At 62.9% G+C, this 10809-nt stretch carries 8 protein-coding genes; 5 read left to right on the top strand and 3 right to left on the bottom strand.

Features of this window, described 5'->3' with window-relative positions; genetic code table 11:
• Both B2Z70_RS01000 and B2Z70_RS00995 read left to right on the top strand, forming a co-directional pair.
• Positions 1-1362 (top strand): flavin-containing monooxygenase (locus B2Z70_RS01000; protein ID WP_292980027.1); only part of this gene is annotated, 1362 nt, incomplete at its 5' end.
• Positions 1363-1444: 82 nt separating this feature from the next.
• On the top strand, positions 1445-2524 hold the full coding sequence (locus B2Z70_RS00995; RefSeq protein WP_292980025.1) for a DUF2855 family protein: 1080 nt from the start codon (positions 1445-1447) through the stop codon (positions 2522-2524).
• A gap of 125 nt (positions 2525-2649) precedes the next feature.
• On the opposite strand, the gene B2Z70_RS00990 is transcribed toward B2Z70_RS00995, so the two are convergent.
• Positions 2650-4461, bottom strand: coding sequence for an ABC-F family ATP-binding cassette domain-containing protein (locus B2Z70_RS00990; RefSeq protein ID WP_292980023.1), 1812 nt, complete (start codon positions 4459-4461; stop codon positions 2650-2652).
• A 221-nt stretch (positions 4462-4682) separates the two neighbouring features.
• On the opposite strand from B2Z70_RS00990, the gene B2Z70_RS00985 reads away from it, so the two are divergent.
• The gene (locus B2Z70_RS00985; RefSeq protein ID WP_009802040.1) at positions 4683-5300 is read left to right on the top strand and encodes a class I SAM-dependent DNA methyltransferase; all 618 of its coding nucleotides are present in this window, start codon (positions 4683-4685) and stop codon (positions 5298-5300) included.
• A 3-nt stretch (positions 5301-5303) separates the two neighbouring features.
• Here B2Z70_RS00985 and B2Z70_RS00980 read toward each other — a convergent pair whose 3' ends face one another.
• Positions 5304-5759 (bottom strand): Lrp/AsnC family transcriptional regulator, encoded by a 456-nt coding sequence (locus B2Z70_RS00980; RefSeq protein WP_009802039.1) that lies wholly within the window; start codon positions 5757-5759, stop codon positions 5304-5306.
• Between the two features lie 130 nt (positions 5760-5889).
• Between B2Z70_RS00980 and B2Z70_RS00975 the strand changes: the two genes are divergently transcribed.
• Positions 5890-7071 carry a methionine gamma-lyase gene (locus tag B2Z70_RS00975; protein WP_414690859.1) on the top strand — a complete coding sequence of 394 codons (1182 nt, stop codon included), beginning with the start codon at positions 5890-5892 and terminating at the stop codon, positions 7069-7071.
• A 135-nt stretch (positions 7072-7206) separates the two neighbouring features.
• Here the strand turns inward: B2Z70_RS00975 and B2Z70_RS00970 are convergent, their stop codons facing one another.
• Positions 7207-7974 carry an enoyl-CoA hydratase/isomerase family protein gene (locus B2Z70_RS00970; RefSeq protein WP_292980019.1) on the bottom strand — a complete coding sequence of 256 codons (768 nt, stop codon included), beginning with the start codon at positions 7972-7974 and terminating at the stop codon, positions 7207-7209.
• 224 nt (positions 7975-8198) lie between these two features.
• Here B2Z70_RS00970 and B2Z70_RS00965 point away from each other — a divergent pair, with 224 nt between their 5' ends.
• A complete protein-coding gene (locus B2Z70_RS00965; protein ID WP_292980017.1) occupies positions 8199-10802 on the top strand; it encodes a valine--tRNA ligase in 2604 nt (867 codons plus the stop codon).
• Positions 10803-10809 lie beyond the last annotated feature (7 nt).

Here is a 10809-nt window from a genome sequence, read left to right as displayed (position 1 = left end):
CTGTTCCGCTATCCCGGCATCCGCTCTGACAGCGACATGTACACGTTCGGTTATGCCTTCCGGCCCTGGACGGACGGAAAGGTGTTCGCAGACGGTCCCTCCATTCGAAATTATGTCAACGACACCGCCGAAGAAGCGGGCATCGCTCCCAATATCCGCTATCAGCACAAGGTGGTGGGCGCGCACTGGAGCACCGAAGACGCCCGCTGGACGGTGGAGGTCGCCGTCGGCGAGAGCGGCGCCATCAAGCGCTATACCGCCAAATTCGTCTTCCTGTGCTCGGGCTATTATCGCTATGACCGCGGTTACATGCCGGACTTTCCGGGCATGGCGGACTTCAAGGGCGATGTGATCCATCCCCAGCTCTGGCCCGAAGGCTATGACTATGCGGGCAAGCGGGTTGTGGTGATCGGATCGGGCGCAACGGCGGTGACGCTTGTCCCGGCCATGTCCGACAAGGCCAGCCATGTCACCATGCTGCAGCGTTCGCCCACTTATATCGCGGCGCGACCATCCGTGGACAAGACCGCAGATTTCCTGCGCAAGGTCCTGCCTGCCAAGACGGCCTATGGCCTGACGCGGATCAAGAATGTCTTGCAGGCGATCCTGATCTTCCAGATGTCGCGGCGCTGGCCGGACTTTGTGAAGAAGGGCGTGCTCAAGGCCATTCAGGAGCAGCTGGGCGAAGACTTTGACGTCGAGAAGCATTTCTCGCCCAGCTATCGGCCCTGGGATCAACGCTTCTGCCTGGCGCCGGAAGGCGATTTCTTCGATGTCCTGAAATCGGGCGAAGCCTCGATCGTCACCGACCAGATCGAGCGCTTCACTGAGAACGGCATCCTTCTGAAATCGGGCGAGACGCTGGAAGCGGATCTGATCATCCCTGCAACGGGGCTTGAGATGCAGGTGGGCGGCGGCATGGATATCACCGTGGACGGGCAGCCCTTCGTGGCGCCCGACCATGTCACCTATCGCGGCATGATGCTGTCGGACGTCCCCAATCTGGCGCTGGCCTTCGGCTACACCAACGCGTCCTGGACGTTGAAAGTGGACCTGACGGCCGAGCGGGTCTGCCGCCTGATCAATCACATGAAGGCGCGCAATCTCGATTATGTGGTGCCGACCCCGCCTGAGGGTCTGGAAACCCTGCCTTTGCTCGATTTCTCTTCGGGTTATGTCCAGCGGGCCCTGCCCACGCTGCCGCGACAGGGAGCGACGCCGCCCTGGCGCACCTATCAGAACTATCTGCAGGACATGTTCGCCATCCGGTATGGCAAGCTCGAGGACGGCCATGTGCGCTTCGGCACCGCTGGCGATCAGGTCTTCCGCGCGGGCGCCCCGCTGACAGAGGCGGCGGAGTAGGGCTTGGCCTCCCGCCCATCTTGCGACAAGCTGAAGTTCTTAAGGATAGGGAGCGCCCGCAAGGGCGCCGAGGGAGGACGTCATGGGTTGGGCGCTGTCCATCAACAAAGCCGATATTTCCGACGCCAGGCTGGTGAGGGCCGAGCCGCAGAAGCTGGCTGACGGGCAAGCCCGATTTGCGATCCGGCGCTTCGCGTTGACCGCCAACAACATCACCTATGCCGCATTCGGGGCCGCCATGCGCTATTGGGATTTTTACCCGGCCGAGGACGGCTCGGGTCGACTTCCGGTCTGGGGCTTCGCCGAAGTGGTCGAGAGCCGGGCCCCGGGTCTGGAGGCGGGCGAGCGGGTCTATGGCTACTGGCCGGCGGCGGATGAGGCGGTGCTCACCGTGGATGGGGTCAAGCCGGGGTCTTTCCTCGAGGTCTCGCCCCATCGCGCCGAGCTGGCGGGCGCCTATAACCGCTATGTGCGCTGCCAGGCCGATCCGGGCTATGCGCCCGAGCGTGAAGCCGCTCAGATGGTGCTGCAGCCGCTCTTCATCACCTCCTTCCTGATCGACCTGCATCTGCGGGACCATGAGTGTCTGGGCGCGAGCCAGATCACCCTCACCAGCGCCTCGTCCAAGACCGCGCTGGCGCTGGCGCATCTGCTGCACGCCAATCCGCCCGAGGGCGTGAAAATCGAGGCGCTGACCTCGGCCCGTAACGCCGGTTTCGTCAAATCCACCGGCTATTACGATGTCATCAGCACTTATGACGAGATAAACGGCTTCAAGCCCGAACCGCGCCGCCTGATCGTGGACTTCGCGGGGGATTCCAAGGTGAACAAGGCGATCCATGAGACGCTGGCCGATGATCTTATCGGCAATATCCGTGTGGGCGGCGCCCATTGGGAGAACTCGGCTCCTCCGGGCGCGATGCCGGGGCCGAAACCGGTCTTCTTTTTTGCACCCGATCATGTGCGTGACCGGATGAAGGCCTGGGGGAGCGAAGAGTTCGGCCGCCGTTACGGCGCAGCGTGGATGAGCTTTGTGGAAGCGGGCCAGACACTCTTCACCGAAGAGGAATTTGGCGGCGGAGAAGGCGCGCTCAAGGCCTATGACAAGCTGATCGTGGGCAATTTTGATGCGGCCAGCGCGATGACGGTGAAGGCGGGGTAAAAAGCCTGAATTCCCCGGGCGAGCATAGCGAAGACCCGGGACCTCCCTCCTCAAAGAGCGCCTTATCCTGCACGAGGCCCCGGCTCTGCGCGTCGCTTGGCCGGGGTTTCAATTTTTGAAGAGGCCTAGCCCCCCTCGATCTCCTCGCGGAGCATTTCCAGTTCCAGCCAACGCTCTTCCTTGGCCGCCTTGTCGTCGGTCAGACGCGCATGCTCTTTCGTGGCGGCATTGAAGCGCTCGGGGTTCTTGGTGAAGAGCGTCGAATCCGCCAGCTCGGTTTCGAGCTTGGCCAGCGTCGCCTCGATCTTTTCAATCTCGCCGGGCAGGGTTTCCAGCGCGTGCTTGTCCTTGAAGCTGAGCTTGCCGGCGGATTTGTTCTTCGGCTTCTCGCCCTTGGATTTGCCCGCGGCCTTCTCGGCCTTCTCGGCCGCCTTTCGGGCTTTCACGCCTTCGCCGCGCTGGGCGACCATGTCCGAATATCCGCCTGCATAGACGCGCCAGACCCCGTCCTCTTCCCAGGCGATGGTGGCGGTGGCGGTGCGATCGATGAAGTCCCGGTCGTGGCTCACCAGAAGCGCCGTGCCGTTATAGTCCGAGATCAGCTCTTCCAGGAGATCCAGCGTTTCAAGATCAAGATCGTTGGTCGGCTCGTCGAGCACCAGAAGGTTGGACGGCAAAGCTAGCGCCCGCGCCAGCATCAATCGCGCTCGTTCCCCGCCCGAAAGGGCATGGACCGGCGTGCGCGCCTGTTCGGGGCTGAACAGGAAGTCCTTCATATAGGCTTGGACGTGCTTGACGGTTCCGGCGACCTCGATGCGCTCCCCGCCACCGGGCGCGATGGCTTCGACAACGGTCCAGTCGGGCTTGAGCGCGGCGCGGCGCTGGTCGAGGCTGGCGATCTCGAGATTGGTGCCAAGCTTCACCGCGCCCGCATCCGGTTCGATCTGGCCGGTCAGCACCTTGATCATCGTGGTCTTGCCCGCGCCATTGGGGCCGACCAGCGCGATCCGGTCGCCGCGGGCGATCTTGATGGAGAGGTCGGAAAAGATCGGGCGACCGTCATAACTCTTGGAGATGCGATCCGCCTCGATGACGCTCTTGCCGGACCGGTCCGCCTCGCTGACCGACAGGCTGGCCGCGCCTTGCGGGCCGCGCCAGTTCTTCAGGTCCGACTTCATCGCCTGCAGTTCGCCGACGCGGCGCACATTGCGTTTGCGGCGCGCTGTCACGCCATAGCGCATCCAGTCTTCCTCGCGCGCGATCTGACGCTCGAGCTTGTGGCGTTTCATTTCCTCGGTCTCGAACACCTCGTCGCGCCAGGCCTCGAAATGCGCAAAGCCGCGATCGAGACGCCGCGTCTTGCCGCGATCGATCCACAGGGTCTGACGTGTGAGGTTCTCGAGGAAGCGCCTGTCGTGGCTGATCAGCACCAGCGCGCCGCGATGGCTGTTGAGCTCGCTTTCCAGCCATTCAATCGCCGGAAGGTCGAGATGGTTGGTCGGTTCATCCAGCAGCAGGATGTCGGGCTGGGGCGCGAGCGTCCGCGCCAGCGCCGCCCGGCGGGCCTCGCCGCCTGACAGGGTCGCCGGGTCGGCTTCGGGATCAAGACCCAGATGCTCAGCCAGATAGTCGGCGCGATAGGCGTCGTCGCCCGGGGCGAGCCCGTCGCGGATATAGGCGATGACGCTGTCATAGCCGGTCAGGTCCGGCTCCTGGGGCAGATAACGCAGGGTGGAGCCGGGATGCACGAAGCGCTCGCCGCCATCCGCCTCGATGATCCCGGCCGCGATCTTCAGGAAAGAGGATTTGCCCGATCCGTTCCGCCCCACGAGGCCGATGCGTTCGTTCTCGCGCACGATGAGATCGGCGCCGGTGAGCAACGGGGTCGCCCCAAAGGTGAGGTGCGTATCGGTCAGGGTCAGGAGCGGTGCAGACATGGCTTAGCCGTTAGCCGAGCGTCGGGGCGCTGTCACCCTTCCAGATCATGGGGCTGGCGAAATCCGCGGCAAATCCGGTGAAGCCGCTGACAAGAAAAATTCATATGAAAATTCTTCGAATGAGAAAACCTATAAGAAAATAATGACAAAGAGGGTTCATTGGATCCAGTTCATGGAATCCGCTATAAGTATTCGCAACGGCAGCAGGGCGAGAAAGAGTCATGAAATCAGAAAATGAGATTCTGAATCGAATTTACAATTTGAGCGGCGATCCTGAAGAAACGCGGGATGCTTACAAGGACTGGGCCGAAAACTATGATGACGATACGGTCGAGGGCATGGGCTATGTCGCGCCTGCCGTCGCCAGCGACAAGCTGCGCGCGCTTCTGCCCGACACCTCCATCCGGATCCTGGACGCAGGTTGTGGCACGGGCCTGGCCGGGGTCGAGCTGAACAAGCGCGGCTATCAGAATGTGGACGGCATGGATCTGTCGCCCGACATGCTTACCGTCGCGCGTCGCAAGGAGGTCTATGACGATCTGCGCGAGGCGGACATGACCGAGACGCTCGACTATCCCGATAACGCTTATGACGCGATCATCTGCGTCGGCGCCTTCACCCACGCCCATGTGGGGCCGAAGGGCTTTGACGAGCTGGTGCGCATCACCCGTCCCGGCGGCGGGATCGTTGCGACCGTCCACGAAGATGTCTGGGATGAAGACAAGTACGCGGACTATCTCAAGAAACTCGAGGCCTCCGGCAAGGCGAAGATCCGCGAGGCGGACGAGGCGGATTACCACGTCCACAAATGCCGGCTTGTGGTGCTGGAGCCCGTCTAGGACCTAGTCCAGCGGCAGAACGGGCGTGCGCTTGACCGTGCCGAAGGCGAAGCTGGTCTCTATGCCGGCGATGCCCGGCACGGGATGCAGGCGCTCGCGCATGAAGCGTTCATAGCCGGACTGGCTGTCGACGACGACCTGCAGCAGATAATCCTCTGCGCCTGAGGTGAGGTGGCATTCCAGCACTTCATCGAGCCGCAGAATGGCTTTCTCGAAGGCGGCGACGGTCGCCGGTGCGTGATTGGCGAGCTTGATCCTGAGAAAGGCCGTAATGGGCAGGCCCGCCTTGTCGCGATCCAGGATCGCCGCATAGCCGGTGATCAGCCCGCTCTCTTCCAGCGCGCGGACCCGTCTCAGACAGGGTGAGGGCGACAGGCCGATCTGGTCGGCCAGGGCCTGATTGGTGATGCGCCCGTCTTGCTGAAGGGCGGTGAGAAGGCGTCGATCCGTGCTGTCCATGGTGCTATTTTAGCAGATTCTGCCAATATGGATACAGTCAGGGGCTGAAATGGCAAGCCTCTTCTGCGTCCTTGCGCGTATTCTGTCTCCGTCAGTCAGGGAGGATGACGACGTGGACGGATCAGCGCCAATCACTCGCAAACCCGGCTTCTCCACCCGCGCCATTCATGCGGGCTATGAGCCGGCCAAAGAAGGGGGCGCGCTGGTCCCTCCGCTCCATCTGTCCTCGACCTTCGCCTTCGAAACGGTCGAGGATGCGGGCGCCGCGTTTTCCGGCGAGCAGCCTGCTCACTTTTACACCCGCATCTCAAACCCAACGCTCGATCTTCTTGAGCGGCGCATCGCCGATCTTGAAGGCGCCGAAGCGGGCGTCAGCTTCGGGTCGGGCATGGGGGCGATCACCTCTGTGCTCTGGAGCCTGCTGGAGCCGGGCGACGAGATCCTGGCGGACAAGACCCTGTATGGCTGCACCTTCGCCTTTCTCAATCACGGACTGTCGCGCTTCGGGATCAAGGTGAGCCATGTGGACATGAGCGACATCGACGCCGTGATTTCGGCCATGAGCGAGAAGACGCGCGTCGTCTATTTCGAGACCCCCGCCAACCCGACCATGAAGCTCGTCGACATTGCCGCTGTCGCCGCGGTGGCGCGCGCGCATTCCGCCATGTGCGTGGTCGATAACACCTACGCCACGCCGCTCATCACCCGCCCCATCGAGCGCGGCGCGGATGTGGTGGTGCACTCGGCCACAAAGTACCTTGGCGGTCATGGCGATCTGGTGGCCGGGATGGCCGTGGGCTCCGCCGAGGTCATGGAACGCGTCCGGCTTTACGGCCTCAAGGACATGACTGGCGCGGCGCTGTCGCCGTTCAACGCCATGCTGATCCTGCGCGGGCTGAAAACCCTGTCCCTGCGGATGGAGCGTCACAGTCAGACCGCGGATGCCGTGGCCCGCTGGCTCAGCGCTCACCCGCAGGTGCGCGAGGTGGCGTACCCGGGGCTTGAAAACGGGCCGCAATACGCGCTAGCCCGTTCCCAGATGCAGCAATTCGGCGGCATGATCGCCTTTGAGCTCGAAGGCGGGTTCGAGGCGGGCGTGCGGATGATGAACGCCATGAAGCTGGCGCTGCGCGCGGTCAGCCTCGGGGATGCGGAAACCCTGATCCAGCACCCGGCCTCAATGACCCATTCCGCTTACAGCGCCGAAGAGCGTGCGCTTTACGGCATTTCAGACGGTCTGGTGCGCCTGTCCGTCGGCCTGGAAGACGCCGATGACATTCTGGGCGATCTCGAGCAGGCCTTGATGGCTTGAATTTCTTCAAGGGTGTCATCCCGGACGCGAAGCGATCCGGGATCTGCCGCAATCACTCTGTTCTGATAACAGAGACGCTGTCACCAGATTCCGGCTCAAGGCCGGGATGACGTGAAAGTCAGAAGCAAACCTGTCCTACTTCACCACCCGCAGGAAGCCGCCAATGCGGTTCAGCGTGTCGGTGATCTCGGGGAAGTCCTTCGCGCCTTCCGCCGCGATCCCTGCGGGCACGTCATGGGTTTCGGCGATCGCATGCAGCGTCTTGTAGGCGGCGACGGTCGCAGGATCGTTCGCCGCAATGTCTTTCGCCAGGGCGGCCACGGCCTCGTCGAGCGCGTCCTTGCTGTCATAACAGGCGTTGGCGAGGCCCCAGTCAAAGGCGTCCTGGCCCGAGAATGTCCGCGCGGAATAGGAAATTTCCTTCGCCCGACGCAGGCCCACCGCATCCACCAGCGTCTGGCTCATCCCCCAGGTGGGGCGAATGGCGAACTTGGCGTGGGTGTCGCCGAACTTGGTGTCGGTGGTGGTGTGGATGAAGTCGCAATGCAGCGCGAACTCCAGCGCGCCGGTGAAGCAGGCGCCATGCACCTTGGCGATGACGGGTTTGGAGCTGGCGCGCACGGCCTGCATCAGACGGCTCGCCGGTTCGTCAAACACCGAGCCGACCCGGCCCGCCTTCGGCTTGGCGCCGGACAGCACCTTGAGATCCACGCCCGAACTGAAGGCCCGGCCCGCGCCCTCGATGATGAGGACTGACGGACCGTTTTCGTTCTCGGCGCGATGGAGCGCCTCGATCAACTCTTCCAGCATGGGCGGGATCAGCGCGTTCAGCGCGTCGGGCCGGTTCATGCGGATGGTCAGGACCGCATCGTCGCGCACAGTTTCGATATAGTCGTAAGCCATTGGTCTTCCTGTATCGAAGCGCTGCGTCAGCCTGCCGCGAGAGCGAGAGGACGGCGCGTCGGATCATCCGTTCGAAGCGGCGCGCCTGGGGACAATCCTGGCTGGCCGGGGCGCTTCGCGATTGTCAGGGCGCCACGCTAGCTGTGCTCGCCTTTTGCGTCAGCAAAAAATCGTCTAAGACCAGCCTCCCTTCCGCCTCTCATCCAAGATATCGGTCCGCCCTCATGAAACCGTTTCCGAACAAGTACGACGCCAAAGCTTCCGAAGCCGCCCTTCAGGCCCGCTGGGCCAAGGACGATGCCTTCGTCTGGGATCCGAACGCGCCGGCGGACACCGACTATGTGATCGACACGCCGCCCCCGACCGTGTCGGGCGCGCTGCATGTGGGTCACGTCTATTCCTACACCCAGGCCGACATCATGGCCCGCTACATGCGGATGAGCGGTCGCAATGTGCTCTATCCGATCGGCTGGGACGATAACGGCCTGCCGACAGAGCGGCTGGTGGAGAAGGTGAAGAAGGTGCGCGGCGGGACCATGTCGCGCGAGGAATTCGTCGCGCTCTGCAAGGAGGTGATCCCGCCTTACGAGCAGCAATTCCGCGACCTGTTCGGCCGTCTGGCGCTGTCGGTGGACTGGAGCCGGGAATATCAGACCATCTCCGACGAGAGCCGCTCGGTGAGCCAGATGTCCTTCCTGGACCTTTATCACAAGGGCCTGCTGGAGCGTCGCCTGGAGCCGACCCTGTGGGACCCGGCCGACCGCACCGCCATCGCCCAGGCCGAGGTTGAAGAGACCGAGCGCGAAGGCAAGCTCAACTACATTCCCTTCGCCATTGAGGGTGAGGATATCGAGCCGGCGATCATCGCCACCACGCGCCCTGAACTGATCGGCGCCTGTGGCGGCCTGATGATCCACCCCGATCACCCGCGCGCGGGTGAACTGATCGGCAAGCGCGCCATCAGCCCGCTCTACAACGTGCCCGTCGAGATCTATGCCGAGGACACGGTCGATCCTGAAAAGGGCACCGGCATCGTGATGTGCTGTACCTTTGGCGATGTCACCGACATTCAATGGTACCGCACCCACAAGCTGCCCTTGCGCCTCGTCATCGACCAGGCGGGCAAGATGATCGACGAGCTGCCCATCGGCACGGATGACTGGCCGAGCCTCGATCTTGAGAGCGCCAAGGCGACCATGGCGGCGCTGGCGGGCCTGAAAGCCGCCAAGGCCAAGGAAACCATCCTTGAGATGCTCAAGGAGCGCGATCTCGTCCTCAAGCAGGAAACCACCCATCAGGTGATCCCGATCGCGGAACGCTCCGGTGCGCCGCTTGAGATCATCGTGACCCCGCAATGGTTCATCCGGACCCTCGATTTCAAGGAACAGATCCTTGAGAAGGGGCGCGAGATCACCTGGCGTCCGGCCTATATGCGCCAGCGTTTTGAAAGCTGGGTTGAGGGTCTGAAATGGGACTGGTCGATCTCGCGCCAGCGCCATTTCGGCGTGCCGCTTCCCGTCTGGTATTCCAAGCGCCCGGGCGAGGAAGGGCAGATCATTGTCCCCACCAAGGACCAGCTGCCCGTCGATCCGACCACGGACCTGCCCCAGGGCTATGAAGCCCATGAGATCGAGGGCGAGCGCGATGTGATGGACACCTGGGCGACCTCCTCGGTCAGCCCGCAGCTCAACACCCGCTCGATCAACGAGGACTACGCCCTCGATATCGAATCCCACCGCCGCCAGTTCCCGATGGCGCTGCGTCCGCAGGCGCACGAGATCATTCGCACCTGGGCGTTCTACACCATCGTCAAGGCGCTCCATCACGAGAACACCGTCCCGTGGTCCAATATCGCGATCTCGGGCTGGTGCCTGGCGTCAGACGGGTCGAAGATGTCCAAGTCCAAGGGCAATGTGATCGACCCGATCAAGATGCTGGACGAATACGGCACGGACCCGGTCCGTTACTGGACCGGCACCTCGCGTCTGGGGCAGGACACAGCGCTGTCGCCGAACACCCTCAAGCAGGGCAAGCGTCTGGTCACTAAGCTGTGGAACGCCGCCAAGCTCGCCGCGATGAGCCTTGAAGGCGCCGAGAGCCATGGCGTGCTCAACCCGACCACGCCCAAGGGCGACATTGAAAGCGGCGTGATCTCTCATCCGCTCGATCAATGGCTGCTGGGCGAGCTGAGCCAGACCATCGCCAAGGCGACCGAGGCGTTCGAAAATTACGAGTACGCCGCCGCCCAGCGCGAAGTGGAAGACTTCTTCTGGCGCACCTATTGCGACAACTATCTCGAGATCGTCAAACGCCGCACCCGGTTTGAAGGCAAGCCTGAGGGCGAAGAGCTGTCCGCGGTCCATACGTTGTGGCACGCCACCGATGCGCTGATCCGCCTGTTCGCGCCCTTCATTCCCTATGTCACCGATGCGCTTTACGACGTGATGATCGGCGATCGCGAGGGCATGCCGTCCACTGTCCATGCTCGCGGCATGTGGCCGAAGGCCGCCGATCAGGCGCCGGCCGGCGCGTTCGAGAAAGAGGGCGAAGCCTTCGTCCAGATTCTCGCCGCCGCCCGCAAGGTGAAGTCCGAAGCCCAGGTGTCAATGAAGACCGCCGCCAACACGCTAACCATCTCCGGTCAGGGCGCTGGCGCAGTGGCCGAATTGATTGGTGAAACCGCCGAGGATCTGATGGCGGTGACAAGCGCGGGCGAGATCGTCCGCGCTGAAACCGCACCTGAAGGCGTGGCTTCGGTCGTGTCGCCGGACGAGCGTTTCACGGTCTCCATGGACCTGATCATCGAGGAGAAGAAGGCGGAAGGCTGAACCTTCC

Source organism: Oceanicaulis sp. UBA6590, assembly GCF_002433705.1.
Lineage (GTDB): Bacteria > Pseudomonadota > Alphaproteobacteria > Caulobacterales > Maricaulaceae > Oceanicaulis.
The sequence above is the reverse complement of the archived record's forward strand: the minus strand, read 5'-3'. Positions and strand labels throughout refer to the sequence as shown.

Coding starts and splice junctions, on each gene's coding strand:
- B2Z70_RS00990 (WP_292980023.1), bottom strand. CDS start 4,461: ATGTCTGCACCGCTCCTGACCCTGACCGATACGCACCTCACCTTTGGG.
- B2Z70_RS00995 (WP_292980025.1), top strand. CDS start 1,445: ATGGGTTGGGCGCTGTCCATCAACAAAGCCGATATTTCCGACGCCAGG.
- B2Z70_RS00965 (WP_292980017.1), top strand. CDS start 8,199: ATGAAACCGTTTCCGAACAAGTACGACGCCAAAGCTTCCGAAGCCGCC.
- B2Z70_RS00970 (WP_292980019.1), bottom strand. CDS start 7,974: ATGGCTTACGACTATATCGAAACTGTGCGCGACGATGCGGTCCTGACC.
- B2Z70_RS00985 (WP_009802040.1), top strand. CDS start 4,683: ATGAAATCAGAAAATGAGATTCTGAATCGAATTTACAATTTGAGCGGC.
- B2Z70_RS00980 (WP_009802039.1), bottom strand. CDS start 5,759: ATGGACAGCACGGATCGACGCCTTCTCACCGCCCTTCAGCAAGACGGG.